This is a genomic window from Pseudomonas sessilinigenes (genome assembly GCF_003850565.1).
GTDB classification, from domain to species: Bacteria; Pseudomonadota; Gammaproteobacteria; order Pseudomonadales; family Pseudomonadaceae; genus Aquipseudomonas; species Aquipseudomonas sessilinigenes.
In genome coordinates this window covers 2,839,755-2,855,214 of the sequence record NZ_CP027706.1, presented here as the reverse complement: position 1 = coordinate 2,855,214, position 15,460 = coordinate 2,839,755, and the positions used below count along the sequence as shown (strand labels likewise).

The 15,460-nt window shown below is 60.0% G+C and carries 14 protein-coding genes; 4 read left to right on the top strand and 10 right to left on the bottom strand.

Features of this window, described 5'->3' with window-relative positions:
* Positions 1–49 precede the first annotated feature (49 nt).
* Entirely contained in the window at positions 50–1,105 is a 1,056-nt protein-coding gene (locus C4K39_RS13440; RefSeq protein WP_053130509.1) for an ABC transporter substrate-binding protein, read from the bottom strand.
* Positions 1,106–1,319: 214 nt separating this feature from the next.
* On the opposite strand from C4K39_RS13440, the gene C4K39_RS13435 reads away from it, so the two are divergent.
* A complete protein-coding gene (locus C4K39_RS13435; protein WP_124346653.1) occupies positions 1,320–3,272 on the top strand; it encodes an oxidoreductase in 1,953 nt (650 codons plus the stop codon).
* A gap of 73 nt (positions 3,273–3,345) precedes the next feature.
* Positions 3,346–3,972, top strand: coding sequence for a helix-turn-helix domain-containing protein (locus C4K39_RS13430; RefSeq protein WP_068583919.1), 627 nt, complete (start codon positions 3,346–3,348; stop codon positions 3,970–3,972).
* 232 nt (positions 3,973–4,204) lie between these two features.
* Here C4K39_RS13430 and C4K39_RS13425 read toward each other — a convergent pair whose 3' ends face one another.
* From C4K39_RS13425 to C4K39_RS13405, 5 genes are all read right to left on the bottom strand, one after another.
* Entirely contained in the window at positions 4,205–5,284 is a 1,080-nt protein-coding gene (locus C4K39_RS13425; RefSeq protein ID WP_124346652.1) for an alpha/beta hydrolase family protein, read from the bottom strand.
* Positions 5,281–6,942, bottom strand: a complete 1,662-nt coding sequence (gene mhpA, locus C4K39_RS13420; protein ID WP_124346651.1) for a bifunctional 3-(3-hydroxy-phenyl)propionate/3-hydroxycinnamic acid hydroxylase MhpA — start codon at positions 6,940–6,942, stop codon at positions 5,281–5,283. The genes C4K39_RS13425 and mhpA overlap by 4 nt, the downstream gene beginning before the upstream one ends.
* Before the next feature lie 61 nt (positions 6,943–7,003).
* A complete protein-coding gene (locus C4K39_RS13415) occupies positions 7,004–8,068 on the bottom strand; it encodes a maleylacetate reductase (RefSeq protein WP_124346650.1) in 1,065 nt (354 codons plus the stop codon).
* Positions 8,069–8,082: 14 nt separating this feature from the next.
* The gene (locus C4K39_RS13410; protein ID WP_217884178.1) at positions 8,083–8,385 is read right to left on the bottom strand and encodes a Dabb family protein; all 303 of its coding nucleotides are present in this window, start codon (positions 8,383–8,385) and stop codon (positions 8,083–8,085) included.
* Entirely contained in the window at positions 8,382–9,272 is an 891-nt protein-coding gene (locus tag C4K39_RS13405) for an intradiol ring-cleavage dioxygenase (protein WP_124346649.1), read from the bottom strand. The genes C4K39_RS13410 and C4K39_RS13405 overlap by 4 nt, the downstream gene beginning before the upstream one ends.
* Positions 9,273–9,391: 119 nt before the next feature.
* On the opposite strand from C4K39_RS13405, the gene C4K39_RS13400 reads away from it, so the two are divergent.
* Positions 9,392–10,306 (top strand): LysR family transcriptional regulator, encoded by a 915-nt coding sequence (locus C4K39_RS13400; protein ID WP_124346648.1) that lies wholly within the window; start codon positions 9,392–9,394, stop codon positions 10,304–10,306.
* A gap of 339 nt (positions 10,307–10,645) precedes the next feature.
* On the opposite strand, the gene C4K39_RS13395 is transcribed toward C4K39_RS13400, so the two are convergent.
* The 4 genes from C4K39_RS13395 to C4K39_RS13380 all read right to left on the bottom strand — a co-directional run bounded on the left by C4K39_RS13395 (position 10,646) and on the right by C4K39_RS13380 (position 14,316).
* The gene (locus C4K39_RS13395) at positions 10,646–11,821 is read right to left on the bottom strand and encodes a JmjC domain-containing protein (protein WP_124346647.1); all 1,176 of its coding nucleotides are present in this window, start codon (positions 11,819–11,821) and stop codon (positions 10,646–10,648) included.
* 19 nt (positions 11,822–11,840) lie between these two features.
* On the bottom strand, positions 11,841–12,044 hold the full coding sequence (locus tag C4K39_RS13390) for a hypothetical protein (RefSeq protein WP_124346646.1): 204 nt from the start codon (positions 12,042–12,044) through the stop codon (positions 11,841–11,843).
* A gap of 14 nt (positions 12,045–12,058) precedes the next feature.
* On the bottom strand, positions 12,059–13,528 hold the full coding sequence (locus C4K39_RS13385) for a radical SAM/SPASM domain-containing protein (RefSeq protein WP_124346645.1): 1,470 nt from the start codon (positions 13,526–13,528) through the stop codon (positions 12,059–12,061).
* A 494-nt stretch (positions 13,529–14,022) separates the two neighbouring features.
* Entirely contained in the window at positions 14,023–14,316 is a 294-nt protein-coding gene (locus C4K39_RS13380) for a DUF3077 domain-containing protein (protein WP_124346644.1), read from the bottom strand.
* Between the two features lie 289 nt (positions 14,317–14,605).
* On the opposite strand from C4K39_RS13380, the gene C4K39_RS13375 reads away from it, so the two are divergent.
* Positions 14,606–15,274, top strand: a complete 669-nt coding sequence (locus tag C4K39_RS13375; protein ID WP_124346643.1) for a phytanoyl-CoA dioxygenase family protein — start codon at positions 14,606–14,608, stop codon at positions 15,272–15,274.
* The last annotated feature ends 186 nt before the right edge of the window (positions 15,275–15,460 follow it).

Genomic DNA, 15,460 nt, shown 5'->3' with positions numbered 1-15,460 from the left:
GCTGGCAAACGATAGGGCCGCACGTCCGCCGACGTCCAGCCCGTTGGGGTTACTTGCTGGCCCAGGCGTTGAAGCGCTCTTCCAGCTCCTCGCCATGATCGACCCAGAACTCCACGTTCATCGCCAGGGCGCCCTTGAGGTTCTGTTCCGAGGTCGGCACCCACTGCGCCAGCGCCGGGTCGAGCCGGGCCGCGGCCAGGGTGTTGGTGGGGCCGTAGGGAATGGCGCGCACATAGTCGACCTGGGCCTCGGGGCGGTTGGCGTAGGCAATGAAGCGCTTGGCCTGGGCCACGTGCCTGGAGCCCTTGATGATCGCCCAGTAATCCATGCCATACAGGCTGCCGGGCCAGACCACGGCCAGGGGCGCGCCGTCCTGGGCGGCCGCGGCGATGCGGCCGCTGTAGGTCGAGGTCATCACCACATCGCCGGCGCTGAGCCACTGCGCCGGCTGCGCCCCGGCCTCCCACCACTGGATGTACGGCTTGAGCTGGCTGAGCTTGGCGAAGGCCCGATCCACCCCCTCGGGCGTGGCCAGGACCTTGTACACGTCCTCGACCTTGACCCCATCGGCCAGCAACGCGAACTCCAGGTTGTACACCGCGCGCTTGCGCAGGCCGCGCTTGCCGGGGAACTGCTTGACGTCCCAGAAATCGGCCCAGGAGGCCGGGGCCCTGGCCAGCTTGTTGCGGTCGTAGGCGATGGCCACGCTCCACACCAGCACAGCCGAGCCACAGGGCTGGGCGGCATCGGCGATCAGCTCGTCGGCGTGGCCCAGGGCCTTCCAGTCCAGGGGTTCGTACATGCCTTCGTCGCAGCCGCGCATCAGGTCCGGACCTTCGATCTGCACCACGTCCCAATCGACGTTGCCGGTGTCGACCATGACCTTGATCCGCGCCATCTCGCCGTTGTACTCGCTCTGGATCAGCTTGCTGCCATCGGCCTTGGCAAAGGGTTGGAACAACGCCACATCCTGGGCTTTCTGGCCGGCTCCGCCGTACCCCACCACGACCATGTCGGGGGCTGCCCGGGCACTGTCCAGGCCCAATGTCAGGGCGAGGCTCAGGGCCAGGAACGAACAACCATGCTTGCGGGTGAGCGCTTTCATCGGTGATTCCTCGTGACGGTGCCCTGCCGGACAACTCCGGCACGGCCCTTTTTTATTGTTGTGAGGGGCGCCCCGCAGGCTGGGGCGCCAATCGAAGCTACTGCAAGGATCAGTAAAAAAACAAGTTGATTTTTTACTACCGGTAAATTTTTATAGGAAAACAATAACAACGCCAAGGCATCACCCTGCCCTTGGCCAGCCTGGAGCCCGCGCCATGACCACCGCCTTCCCGCACCTCTTCGCGCCGTTGCAGATCCGTGGCAAGCACCTGAAGAACCGCATCATGTCCAGCGGCCACGACACCTCGATGCCCACCGACAACCTGGTCAACGAGCAGTTGATCGCCTACCACCGGGCCCGGGCCGAAGGCGGGGTTGGGCTGATCGTGTTGCAGGTGGCCGGGGTCCACGACAGTGCGCGCTACACCAGCCATGTGCTGATGGCCACCGACGATGCCTGCATCGACGGCTACCGGCGCCTGGCCGAGACCTGCCATGCCCACGGCACGCTGGTGCTGTCCCAGGTGTTTCATCCGGGGCGCGAGATCATGGAGTCCGCCGACGGCCTGCTGGCGGTGGCCTATGCCCCCTCGGGCGTGCCCAACGAGCGCTTCCGGGTCATGCCCCGGGCCCTGGACCAGGAGATGATCGACGCGATCATCCAGGGTTACGCCGACGCTGCCCGGCGCCTGCACCAGGCCGGCCTGGATGGCGTGGAGCTGGTGGCCAGCCACGGCTACCTGCCAGCGCAATTCCTCAACCCGCGGGTCAACCACCGCAGCGACGGCTACAACGGCGAGCTGGAGCAGCGCCTGCGCTTTATCCGCGAGGTGCTGGCGGCCATGCGCGCCAGCACCGCCGACGACTTCATCATCGGCCTGCGCATCAGCGCCGACGAACGCGACCCCGAGGGCCTGACCGAGGACGAGTCCCTGGCCGCCGCCCAACAACTGCAAGACCAGCTGGACTACCTGCATATCGTCGCCGGCACCTCGGCCTCCCTCGGCGGCGCCGTGCACATCGTCCCGCCCATGGCGGTTGAAGCGGCTTACCTGGCCCGCGAAGCCGGGACCTTCAAGGCCGCGCTGCAGATCCCGCTGTTCGTCACCGGGCGCATCAACCAACCCCAGGAAGCCGAGGCCATTCTCGCCAAAGGCCAGGCCGACGTGTGCGGCATGACCCGGGCGCTGATCTGCGACCCGCAAATGCCCAACAAGAGCGACAGCGGCCGGGTCGATGACGTGCGCGCCTGCATCGCCTGCAACCAGGCGTGCATCGGCCACTTCCACAAGGGCCTGCCGATCTCTTGCATCCAGCACCCGGAAACCGGCCGCGAACTGCTGTACGCCCAGGCTCGGCCGGCCCAACAGCGCAAGCGCATCCTGGTGGTGGGCGGTGGCCCGGCGGGCATGAAGGCCGCCGCCGTCGCCGCCCAGCGCGGCCACCAGGTGACCCTCTACGAAGCCGGCTCCCAGCTCGGTGGCCAGGTGCTGCTGGCGCAACTGCTGCCCCGGCGCAGCGAATTCGGCGGCGCCAGCACCAACCTGCAACGGGAAATGCAACTGGCCGGGGTCGAGGTGGTGCGCAACACCCGGGTCGATCGCGCCCTGGTGGAGCGCGAACAGCCCGACCACGTGATCATCGCCACCGGCGCCCGCCCCTACTGGCCCCATTTCGAGCGCGCCGGCGAGCTGCAAGTGGTGGACGCCTGGCAAGTGCTGCGCGACGAGGTCCAGCTCGGGCGCTCGGTGGTGGTGGCCGACTGGCGCTGCGACTGGATCGGCCCGGGCATCGCCGAGCGCCTGCTGCGCGCCGGGCACCAGGTGCAACTGGCGGTCAACGGCACTCACTGCGGCGAAAGCCTGCCGCTGTACGTGCGCGACCAACTGGCCGGGGAACTACACAAGCTGGGGCTGCCGATCATCCCCTACGCCCGCCTCTACGGCTGCGACGACAACACCGTGTACCTGCAGCACACCGCCAGCGGCGAGCCGATGCTGCTGGAAAACGTCGACAGCCTGGTGCTGTGCCAGGGCCACCAGCCGGTGGACGACCTGGGTGAGCAACTCAAGGGCCTGGTGGCCTTCCAGCGCATCGGCGACTGCCTGGCCCCGCGCACCGTCGAAGAAGCCATCCATGAAGGCTTGAAAGTCGCCTGGGCGCTTTGAGGCTGCTTTATACTCCAGGGCTTTTGCAGGACGGGTGCTCGGACGCGCCCGCCTTCCAAGCCTGGAGCCCGCCATGACCCAAAGCAGCAAGACGCCGCCCGCGAGCCACCTGCCCGAGCCCGGCGGCGACCACCAGGCCCCCGGCGGCCCGCAGTTCCTTGGCACGCGCATCCGCGGCCTGCGCAAACGCCGCGGCCTGACCCTGAGCGAACTGGCCCAGCAGAGCGAACTCACCGCCGGCTACATCAGCCAGCTGGAACGCAACCTCGCCTACCCCTCCATCCCCGCCCTGTTCAACATCGCCCGCAGCCTGGGCGTGACCATCCAGTGGTTCTTCGCCAGCGAAACCCAGACGGCCCCCGAAGACCAGGGCTACGTGGTGCGCAAGAAACAGCGGCTGCAGGTGAACTACGAAAACGGCATCGTCGACCAACTGCTGACCCCGCAACCGACCCAGCAACTGGAATTCTTGCACTCACGCTTTCCCCCGGGCACCTACAGCAAGGAGAGCTACAGCCATGAGGGCGAGGAAGCCGGGTATGTGCTGTCGGGGAGCTTCGAGCTGTGGGTGGGCGAGCGCTATTTCCAGCTGAGCGAGGGGGACAGCTTCAGGTTCTCCAGCCAGGAGCCGCATAAGTATGGGAACCCTGGGGAGGAGGATGCGGTGGTGTTGTGGGTGATTACGCCGCCGACGTTTTGAGGGGGGATCATCGCAGGGCACGGCGAGTTTAAGAGCGGCAGATCACTCCACAATCGCCAGGGCGGCCAGAACCGCACCTGGGGTTTTCATCTTGATGCTGTGCAGCCTGGCAGCTCTGCGTGTTGTCGCTGGAGAACCCCGGGGCCTCCCCTCTCCCTGCGGGAACGCGCCCTGTGCCTGGAGGGCGAGATCAGAGCGCACTGGCACTGCCTGTAATCTAATCGCCGTTAGCTCACCCGTTGGGCTCGACACCAAGGCGCTGGGCAAACCAGTCCGCCACGAAGGCGGTGCGCTCGCACGCATGGTTATACAGCGTGTGCTCGCCATCCTCCCAGACGCGCAATGTGGTATCGGCGCTATCCGCCGCATCCAGGAAAGGCTGGAAATCCTGCGGCTTCACCAAAGGATCGGCTCCACCATGCAGCACCAGCAGTGGACAAGCGATGCGATGGCGCTCCGGATGCAAGCTCATGCGCTTGAAGTTCTCGCCAATGGCCGCCTCATCGTCGGTGCCCAGCATGGCACCGGCCTGCTCGACAAAAGTACGAAAAGGCAACAACACCGGGGCTGCCAGGCCGCCGTTGACGCAGCAAGCACGGATCCGCGCATCGGCCGCCGCCGTGCGGGCAGCCCATAACCCGCCCACGCTGTTGCCCCAGATGCCGGGGGCGCCGAGGGTAGTGTCGCTCGTGATGAAGTCGATGAACCGGCTGTACGCCGCCTCCATATCCACATCGACGAGAATGCCCTGGCTGATGCGTGTCTCACCCTGGCCGGGCCCCTCGGCCAGCAAGGTGGCCAGACCGCGCCGGGCGAGTGCGCGGGCGATGGGCAGATAAGCCATGCCCCAGCCGCTTTGCCCGCCGAACACCAGCACCGTGCCTCGCGCCGGCACAACCTGCGGCCGCACCAGCCAACCGACCAGTTGGCCTTGGGCAAACGGCAGCTCGACACGAGCCATACGACCTTCGGACCATTCGCACAACTGCCGTGTCGCAGCCACCAACTGGCCATAGAGGGCTCGCTTGCGAGGGTTGTCGTGATTGAAGGCCATCTGCGCAAACAGCAAGTCGGCCAGAGCGGCGGCCTGCGCTTGGGTCGCGGTCACGTGGCAGCCGGCATCGGCCGCCTGCGCTGCGCGCTTCAGCTGAGATTGCGCCAGTGCTTCAGCCACCAGGTCCCATTCCTCCCCGGCACTGGTGCGGTGGAACAAGGCTTGGGCATCGGCGAAATCCATGCCGCAATCCAGCAGCCGGGTCATGGGCATTGCGCGCTGGAAGGCCAGCGTGGCGGAAGAGAGGGTCTGTGTCATGCGGTTTGCTCCGTGGGCTGGTCTGTTCGAGTGCCGTTACGGCCCCTTTCCTCAAGCCAATGCAGTTTCAAACGCAAGTCATCGACCAGGGGCGCCAGCGCCTCCAGGCGCGAAACTGAGCCGAAGATGGCGAAATCCGGGCGGGCGATATAGGCCTGGATACCCTGCGCCGCCATGAAGCCGGACATCTCCCCATCCAGCTCGATGACAGCGCCAGGTACCTGCTCGTCCTGGCCCAGCACCACGATCCGGCAGCCGAGCTGGGTCAAGAAAGCTTGCTGGCCGGAGCCCAGGAATGGCCTCGGGTCTTGTTGTGCCACCAGCAAGAAGCCATGGCCGACCACATCGTCCAGCCGGCCCTCGATACCAGCGCATCGCACTCGCGACTGTGGCCCCGGCAGGCCGGAGGAAGGCAGCAAGCCGCCATCGGCCTCGCGGTGTATCACACCGTGTTCCAACCTTGGAAACGCCGGCATCGGTGGCATGCTGCCGCTGCGGAAGGCTTCGTCACGTGCAGCGGCTTTCTTGGGATCATCCTCGTTGGTCACCTGGCCGAGGAACAGCGACATCTCCATGATTCCCTGGGCATGCGGGCGGCGCTCCGCTTCGTAGCTATCCAGCAGTGCAGCCGAGGCACGGCCACTGAGCACCAGGTCCAGCTTCCAGGCCAGATTGATACCGTCGCGCATGCCGGAGCAGGCCCCCTGCCCCATATAGGGCATCATGGCGTGGGCAGCATCCCCGCCCAGCAGCACACGGCCTTTGCGCCAACGTTCGGCCATGCGGGTCTGGAAGGTGTAGACCACATTGCGCAGGAACTTGAAATCCTTCGGGCCAACGCCGTACTTCTCCTCCAGCCAGCGCCACCCTCGTGCCGGGTCTTCCCAATCCTCGATGTTCTCCCCCTCCAGCAGGCGCACTTCGAAGCGTGTTCGGTTGTCGCCGATGGGCATGTACATGTGGCCGCGGGCCGGGTCACAAAAAATGGTCAGCAGCTTGAAGCGCGCGGCCGCCTCCGACAGGTTCTCCGAGTCCAGGTTCAACCAACGGTGCTTGTGGCCATAGTCGTTGCGCTCGATATCCGAAGCCGTGCGCACAAAGCTGTTGGCGCCGTCGGCGCCCAGCAGGTAGCGAGCCGTCAGCTGACGCGGCGCTTCGGCAATCTGGGCAGTGTTCTTGCTGCTGTCGGTGGGTTGAATGGTGCAGACCACACGATCTGCGCTTTGCTCCAGGGCGACAGCTTCCCAGCCACGAAACAGATGGACATTGGCCAAGGTGGCAACGCGACCATGGATCGCATCCTCGATATCGGGCTGGTAGATGGAGTTGTGTGCCATGTAGCCGCACTGCTTGCCCTTCCAGTGCAACTCCAACAGCAATTCGCCCTCGGCATTGACGTAGTGGTAGGTATGCAGCGGCAGCGAGTCACGCATGGCCTGGTCGACATCGCCACACGCCTGGACGATACGCGCCACTTCGCCATCGATATGGGTCAGTCGCGGTAGCCCGTACATGCTGGGCCAGCGCTCCACCACGACCACCTTGTAGCCGGCCTGGCCTAGCAGCGAAGCGGCCACCAGGCCGGTGGGGCCGTAGCCGATCACAGCCACGTCGTAGTGAGCATCTACAGCCGGTGTGGAGTTTTGTTGTTGTGACATTATTTTTCTCCTTTAACTGGGCGCTGGCGCAACAGGTCACGCCAGACAGGTACAACCGGAATCAGGCCGGCCTGACACCGTCGAAAGCGGCTTGCAGGACAGCGCGGACCGCTGCCCGGTCCACCGGGCGGGGATTCCAGTACGGCCGCTGCGTGGCGATATCCGCAGCGCGCTCGAGATCGCCTTCGGTCATACCCAGTTCCCGCAACGACGTTGGTGCGCCGTTGGCGTGGGCCAGATCCCAGGCACCGGCCGCCGCACTGTCCGGTGTCCCCAGCGCCCGCGCCATACTGCGCATGGCGTCTTCAGCGAAGGGCGCGTTGAAGCCCAACACATAAGGCAGCACCACGGTGTGGGTGTGAGCGTGTGGAAGGTTGAAGCTGCCACCGAGCGTGTGACACAACTTGTGGTGCAACGCCATGCCCCCGTGGGCCAGCACGGTGCCGCACAGCCAGGCGCCATAAAGCGCCGAGCTTCGAGCGTCGACATCCAGGGGGTTGGCGCGAATACCCGGCAGCCCAGCCGCCAATGCCCGAATGCCTTCTTGCGCCATCAGGCGGGTCACCGGGTTGCCGTTGGCGGCGTAGAGCCCCTCCGCCGCATGGGCGATGGCGTTGATGCCACTGGTAATGGACATGTCCACCGGCAGCGTGAGCGTGAGTTGCGGATCGTAGATCACGGTCCTGGGCAGCACCCTTGCATCGGTGCCGGTGCGCTTTTCACCGTCTTGGGTGATGCCATAGATGGGGGTCATCTCGCTACCGGCATAGGTGGTCGGCACCGCCAGAATCGGTAGCCCGCTGTCCAGTGCGATGGCCTTGCCCAGGCCGATCGTGGAGCCACCGCCAAGGGCGATGGCACAGTCAGCATCGCGCTCGCGGGCCACTTCGCGAGCCTCGCGGGCCGTCTCGATGGGCACGTGCATCACTGCACGATCGAAGACTCCTGCCGAGCGCGCGCCCAGGCGCTGGGCTATGGCCTGCGCGCCCGCACGCTGCTCCGGGGTGGACAGCACCAGCGCGCGCCGGGCGCCCAGCGTGTCCAGTTCGGCCTCAAGCTGGCCAAGGGCGCCGGCACCGAACACCACACGGCTTGGAAGTGCCTGATAGACAAATGATTGCGACATGACGACTCCAAATTTCAATAACGCAGGTAATCAACCTGATGGCGAGTGGTACGCAACGCACCCAATTCCTGGCGTACACGCAGATGTTCGGGGTGCGTGGCATAGCCATCCAATGCTTGCTGGGACTCGAAGTCAGCCACCAGCACCACGTCGCAGGCGTAGTCCACGGCACTGTGATCGACACCGACCTCGATCTGGCATAAGCCAGGTATACGGCCTCGCAGCCCCTCGAAGGCGCACTTGACCTGCTCGCGGGCCAGCCTCTGCTCTTCACTGGATTCGCCAGCAAGGCGCCACATCACGATGTGTCGAATCACGCTCGATCCTCCTGCGCGGCGGCAGTGTTGAGCACGAAGTCGTACTGCAAGGTGTAGAACGGCACGGGTGAGCGCTTGCCATCTGGCGCCGGGCCCGCCTCATGGCGAACCCAATCGGCCACTAGCGTCGAGCGCACACCGAATACGGCATCCGAATCCAGATAGGTGCATCCATCACGAAAGACATGGGTAATCAGCCGCTCGTAGCCAGGCGCCACGATCATGAAATGCAGGTGGGCGGGTCGCCAAGGATGGCGCCCCAGGGCCTCCAGCATGCGGCCAACCGGCCCATCGTGCGGAATGGGATAAGGCACCGCCAGGATGGAACGGAAATGAAAGCGTCCTTCGCCATCCGTGCACAGACGAGCCCTTGCGCGGTGCTCATGCTCACCGCAAGCCGTTGGTAATTGCACGTCGTAGTGGCCATCCTCGTCCGATTGCCACACATCTATCAACGCACCGGCCACGGGTTGGCCATCCAGCCCGCGCACCTGGCCGCTCACGTAGCAAGGTTCGCCACAGGCGCCGTTAGCGATATCCGCCCCCAGTGACAGTTCGGGCGCGCCCTCGACGAAGAATGGACCGAACACCGTGGACTCGGTACAGGCTGGAGGCTTGGCGTTGTTCTGCGCCGTCACCAGGGTGGACAGCCCCAGGGTGTCCGACAGCAGGATGAACTCCTGGCGTTTGTCATCGGTGATGTGGCCCACCGCTGTCAGAAAGCCAATCGCCTGTTCCCACTCCGCTTCGGTCAGCGCCACCTCGCGGGCGAAAGAATGCAGGTGCTGCACCAAGCTGGTCATGATGGTCAGCAGCCGCGGATTGTTGCAGTCGACCATCGCCGCAATCACCGCCTGGGTGATGGTGTCTTCATTGATGTTACGCACGTTGTTATCTCCTGGCGCAGCCTTGTTGTGTGCCATGGAGCCATGCTGATGCACTAGAAATGGAAGAAAAATGCTTAAAATAGAAATCTTATTTCCACCTACTGGAAAAATAGGTCGATATGGATCGCTGGACGCAGATCGAACTCTTCGTGCAAGTCGCGGAACTGGGAAACCTGTCCAGGGCTGCTGAAAAGGTAGGGCTATCCAACGCCGCAGCCAGCCGCTACTTGAGTGGCCTGGAAGAGCGACTGGGAGCTCGGCTGGTGGAGCGCACCACCCGCAGGATGTGGCTGACCGAGGCTGGGCGCAGCTACCACCAGTGCTGCAGCGCCTTGCTGGCCGAGATGGCCGAAGCCGACGCCGCAGTCAATTCGGCAGCCACCAGTCCAAGCGGTGTGCTACGGGTCACGAGCTCCGTCTCGTTTGCCATGAACCACCTCGCGCCCGCCTTGCCGGAGTTCAGGCGGCGCTTCCCCAAGCTTGCCGTGCAGATCACGACCGCCAACCGCTATCCCGGCTTTATCGAAGCGGGTATCGACGTGGCCATACGAACCCGGGAGTACGAAGGAGATTCGGGTATTACCGTGCGCCGCCTGGCGCAGATGCGCCGTGTGCTAGCCGCTTCACCGGCCTACCTCGCAGCCCAGGGCCGCCCGAAGGAGCCAGCAGAGCTGGCCCATCACCAGATGCTGGTCTACAACTTGGCCAACGACCCTTATGTGCTGCATTTCAAAGGCCGCCAGCAAGCCTGTGCAGTCGGGATCACCCCGGTGCTCGACGCCAATGAAGGCCAGGTGATACGGGCGGCGGCGCTAGCCGGGTTGGGTATCCTGATCCAGCCCCAGTACATCATTCACGATGACATCGTCGCCGGCCGGCTGATCCCGGTGCTGTCAGAGTGGGAACTGCCACCGTTGACGATCAATATCGCGTATCAGAGCCGCCGCCTACAGCCGGCCAAAGTAAAGGTTTTCACCGAGTTCCTGATCGAACGCTTCACGAAGCTCGGGCTGGAAAGAAAATGGGCCTCTTGAGCCACCGCGCACGAACCGTACCTTTAGCGACCGTTCGTGGACAGCAGTTGCTGGGCATAAGCTAATTGGCTGTTGGGTGCGGGATGGAGGGCTGCTTTGGCTCGGAAGCGATTGGGTGCTAAGTGATCGCTATTGACTCACAGCGGTCATTAGTGAATGGCAGCAATCGGCCAAGAGCGGGCTTTTGACTCGGCCCGCTTTTGCCCCTTAGCAGCTATTCGTCAAGACCAGTACACAAAGACGGTAATAGCGACGCGCATGAACAAATGATTGTCCGACTCAAGCGCGATCTCCAAATGACTCAAGGTAGCGTCAATGAGCATTCGAGGAAAAAGTCTTTTACTCTAAGACGGGTGTTGCGAGTCCGATTTCAATCAACTGATGAAGGAAGCGGGTTTTTGAGTCATCTGTTCTACCTCCGAGCGATATATTTTTAGGCGAGATCACGTGTCCCTCGAGAATACGTTTCACCGTCTCGGCAGCGTCGGCACCAAGCCTAATTGTAGAGCCTGGTAATCTGACATTAATAGTGTCGGAAAGTGGTAAAATCTCAAGTTCTGCAATCACACTTTTAGCAAGTCGTACGCTTATATTTGGATGATTTATTGATAAAGTCCATGGAGGCACCTCGGGGAGCGAGTGTAAGTTAGCGAGCCAACGTCTACCTAAGCGTTGCCTCAGCTCACTTGCATTGCTGGGGCTAATTCCTAGAATGGGCGGCTGTGAGGTTTCTGTCAGTCGACTATCAATATCGCTACGTGACTTAATTTCCTCTGCGAAAAAGTCCGACCACGTAGCCGGAACGATGCTAAGTGTCAAATGCAGTGAATTTTCATTTGTTGTATATGCGACGTGTGGTTTGCCACGGGGAAGATACAAGACATCTCCCTGATGGAGCTCAAAAGTATTTCGGATCTGCCCCAATTGGTCTGGAGGCACCTGATCGCCTTCCATACCCGCACGGATTTTGGGGCGTTGGTCGAAGGTGTTCCATATTTTTTTACCTGCAAGCTGTAATATCAGCACATCGTGGCCATCGTAGTGAGGCTCAAACCCACGAGAGAAAGGTGGCGTGAGAAAAAGGTTTGCACCCACCTCCTTTCGAAGGAGAATCCCAGCACCATGCAATTCACTCTCTATAAACCGAGCTAGGCGTGCAACTCCGATATGACTATTCTGCAGGTGCGTCAACAGTAAAGTTTTTCCTGAACGATAGGCTGCATGCACCTCATCAAGCGCAACTCTTCCATCGGAACGAACTAATGATGTTCCAGATGAAGGCGAGGCATGCCCGTCGACAACACCGAGTCGTGCCCCTGCTGACTCGAGTGAAAAATAAAGACTATCAAGAGAGCTTAGGCTAGGAAGCACCTCGAGATAGTCTACTGCACCACTTAGATTAAAGCATTGATTGGTAGCCCAAATATCTTCTAAAAACTTCTGGACTGTGCAGCCCAGAAGTTTGGATATTATTGTGGTTTGCATTGGGCTAGATAATAGCAATTTTTCGCCCACAATAAACCTCCATTCAAAGCTAGCAAGTTGGGCCGCCAGGATTATTGTAGCAACCTATCGCCTGAATCATCTGTTGTTTTTGGTCTCGAATTTTCTCAACTTCCACATCGCCTACTACTATCTCAATTCCGTCGGCGGTATCTCGGACTTCCACGCCTCCCTTGTTCTGCATCTTACTTCCGTCAATTTTAACGGATGATGGGCCTTTCTGCTTGTTTGCCACGATACTTTCTCCCTTCAAGTAAAGGTACGCTTGAGTGCCACTAATTTGCGGAGTTTTTCCTCTGCATCGCAATAGGTTACGCGAAGGTTATTCGTTCGCTTAGCATTTTCAACACGACATGTACCACCACAAAGATGCCGAATATCACAGGACTTACAGCCTACACTCTCATCAACACTATATTCAGTCTGAACTTTCTTAAGAGTGTTGAGCACCTGCCCCATTGTGTCTTGGCCTAAATTGGCAATTGCGCCGCTAAGCAAGTGACAAGGATGTATCTCTCCGTTTGGAGCTACAACAATCTGTTCAGCATAGCCACAACCAGAAGTGCTACGTACGATTCGAGCTGCGTCATTTGGGTAAATTGACGCCATCATGGAGTCAATAATTGGGCGCGTCTTATTTATATCGAGTTCATCTTTGAGCTCTTCACCGCGCCCATGCGTCATAACGCCATAATTAATCTTGAAAGTAACTGGTAGGTTTTCCCACCTTGCCACAAGGGTAAGGTAGTTTCGCTGAATGTCATCCCAATTGTCTTTCATCGCAACTGTAGAAACTCGCACAGGCACTCCCAGTTCCGCCAACAAATCAATCGCTCTCACCGCTTTATCGAAGCTTCCAGACCCGCGAATGGGATCGTTCGACGATGGGTTTGCGCCATCAATACTGACCTGTACTTCATCAACACTTTCGCAGATTGCATCTTTAAACTTTGGAACCAATATCCCATTAGTAAACAGCGTTACATGGAGTCCTAACTGCTTACTATGCCGCAAAAGCTGATCACATCCGGAGTATGCGAGGGCCTCACCCCCAGTGAAGAGCACTCGTTCACCACCCAGTTGTGCAAATTCGGACAGTATCTCGATCCACCTTTGCGGCGGCAGCTCTCCATTTGTCTCAACGTTTGGGCCAGAATCTGCGTAACAATGTACGCACGAGAGGTTGCAGCGCTCAGTCAGATGAATCCGCAGAAACCGTTTTGCGTCAACGATAGTTTTATCTACATGCCCCCGTATGCCACGAATAAAACCTGCAACTGCGAGTAAGCCAATAAGGGAGTTTAGGCCGTAGGTGTCAGATATGCTGGATGGCGACGCCCCTTGGCACAAGTTTGACATCATCTCATCTTGACAGTCACTAAGAACTACGAGTCGACCATTTTCAATATCGATCCAAAGATGGCTGCCATCAATTTTCCTGCGAGAAAATGGCCCTTGCAATGGAATTGCGGTTGTTTTTGAAATCCTATAGAGGTTGTCAAGGGACTCAGCAGGTGGGGCCTCTAATACCTTTGGCACTGGTTCAACTATAGAAAAGTTGGTCGCGTCATCCAACGCTTTTTTGCCTATAACAATCGAAGAAGAAAGATCACCGTCCAAGGGTACTCTAAACACATTCATTAGTGCGAAGCCTTGGCTTATTCTAGGCTCCTCAATCAAAATGTGCGGGATCAATTTTATGGAGATTTGATGATCCATACGCCCCCATAGAACAATATTAATTTTGACTAGTGCATATCAATATGCTGAGAATTTTCTGATCACGCGTACAGTCTTGAACTTTATTTATAGATCTTGTTTTTATATCTGTTATATTTTTTTGGAATTGCACATATTCGATACGGAAATTTTCTGTTTTAATCGGACTTTTGTTAAGGCACTGACCAAAGAAATTATTTTTTACGAGACTTACAGGGTAAATAGCCGCTCATCGCTCTTTCGCTTAGGCATCTCGTGCAATGCCTAATTAAGAATAACTTTAATTACACTTAGCTTTATGGAATTATCAAAAGTGAACTGGCATGACGAATTAAATCGCTCTGTCTACAAGGGTATGTCCGATTGGCCACTTTTGGCCATTAGCAGACCTCGCCCAACGGCTGCTATGGGTCGATAGAAGCCCTTCATCCCCTCAAACGCCGCTTATCAACCACCAACAAGCGGCGTTTCCATCAACTCCCTACCATGCGGCATTAACTCAGAATCACGCCCTCACTTTCTCCATTCCCCAACCCCAAACACACATCATCAATCACCGCCTTCCCCATCTCCGCCAAAAAATGCGAAGCCCAGGCATAACGCTCGCCCTGCTCTTCCATGGCGGCATCCAGTGCGAGTTTCTTGGCGTAGTACAGCAATGTCGAGGCCTGCTCCAGTGCCTGTTGCAGAGGCACTCCGGCGTTGACACGGAACAGGCTGTGGTCGGTTTCGGGGCAGTTGCCGAAGGTGACAAAACCTTGGGTCTGGATCGGCTTGTTTGAGTTCATTGGGCACCTCCGATCATGGGCTGGCGGAGGTTGCGCTTGAGCGCTGGGAAGATAAACGAATGACAGAATAAATCGGGCAGATGACCGGCAAACATGATTGAAACTCCTGATCAACAATGTGCCTGTATCTGATCGGGTTCTCAGGCCCGGTCGCTGATTTTGCAGCGACCGCAGCAGGCTAGGCGCTCTGCTCAGGGTCCGGCAACCGCTAAACCTTAGCGGGTTATGTCACATGGATTGGCGAGCCGTTATGCTCTGCCCCTGCCCGGATAAGGACATCTGCCCCCTCATGATCGACCGCGAACAACTCCATCAAAACGGCTACCAGTTGCTACGCCAGGCGGTACCCGCTGGCTGGCTGGATGAGCTGCGGGCCACGTTCGAGGCGGGGGTGATTGCGCCGCAGCAATGGCCGGTGCCTCGGGGCCACGATTGGCGTCATGCGCTGGTGGATCTGGATGCGCGGGTGCAGGCGGTCTGTCGGTTGCCGGCGGTGCTGGCGGTGGCCGGCGAGTTGATTGGGGAAGGTTTTTTTCTGGCTCAGGTGGAGGGCCGCGAGCCGTTGCCGGGGGGCGGTCATCAGGTGCTGCATCGGGATCTGTCGGAGCAGCGCCTCGGGGATCGGGCCATTGCCCTGGTCTATCTCGATGACTATGGACCGGCCAATGGCGCGACGCGCATCGTGCCCGGCAGTCACCGCCCGGGGGAGCCTTTGGCGCCCTTTGATTTCAGCGATGAGTCCCATGCGGTGCAGCTCTCGGGCGCTGCGGGAGACATTCTGTTGTTCGATGCCGATCTGGTGCATGGGGCCAGCCTGAACCCCAGCGGCGCGCGCCGCCGCAGCTTGCTGATCAGCTATTGCGCCCAGGGATTGTATGAGGCCCATCTGCAAACGCTGGGCCTGCGCTTTGTGCGCATGGATACCAGCGAGCGCTTCGAGCCTGCGGACTTTGTCTGAGTGGGCTCGGGCGCCAGGGGTGCGTCAGCCAAAGTGTGGCGTTCACTCAGTTGGCAAGGCGGCTGGCCAAGTCTTGTAGGGCCTGTGCTGCGCTCAGCTCCACCGGGGCGTTATGCACAGTGCTGGCCTTGAACGGAATCGGGCTGCACTGCTCGCCCCACAGCACACCTCGCCCTCGCTGTACTT

Bases quoted from the DNA above. Each gene is read 5' to 3' on its own strand.
- C4K39_RS13440 (WP_053130509.1), bottom strand. From the start codon at position 1,105: ATGAAAGCGCTCACCCGCAAGCATGGTTGTTCGTTCCTGGCCCTGAGC.
- C4K39_RS13435 (WP_124346653.1), top strand. From the start codon at position 1,320: ATGACCACCGCCTTCCCGCACCTCTTCGCGCCGTTGCAGATCCGTGGC.
- C4K39_RS13430 (WP_068583919.1), top strand. From the start codon at position 3,346: ATGACCCAAAGCAGCAAGACGCCGCCCGCGAGCCACCTGCCCGAGCCC.
- C4K39_RS13425 (WP_124346652.1), bottom strand. From the start codon at position 5,284: ATGACACAGACCCTCTCTTCCGCCACGCTGGCCTTCCAGCGCGCAATG.
- mhpA (WP_124346651.1), bottom strand. From the start codon at position 6,942: ATGTCACAACAACAAAACTCCACACCGGCTGTAGATGCTCACTACGAC.
- C4K39_RS13415 (WP_124346650.1), bottom strand. From the start codon at position 8,068: ATGTCGCAATCATTTGTCTATCAGGCACTTCCAAGCCGTGTGGTGTTC.
- C4K39_RS13400 (WP_124346648.1), top strand. From the start codon at position 9,392: ATGGATCGCTGGACGCAGATCGAACTCTTCGTGCAAGTCGCGGAACTG.
- C4K39_RS13385 (WP_124346645.1), bottom strand. From the start codon at position 13,528: ATGGATCATCAAATCTCCATAAAATTGATCCCGCACATTTTGATTGAG.
- C4K39_RS13380 (WP_124346644.1), bottom strand. From the start codon at position 14,316: ATGAACTCAAACAAGCCGATCCAGACCCAAGGTTTTGTCACCTTCGGC.
- C4K39_RS13375 (WP_124346643.1), top strand. From the start codon at position 14,606: ATGATCGACCGCGAACAACTCCATCAAAACGGCTACCAGTTGCTACGC.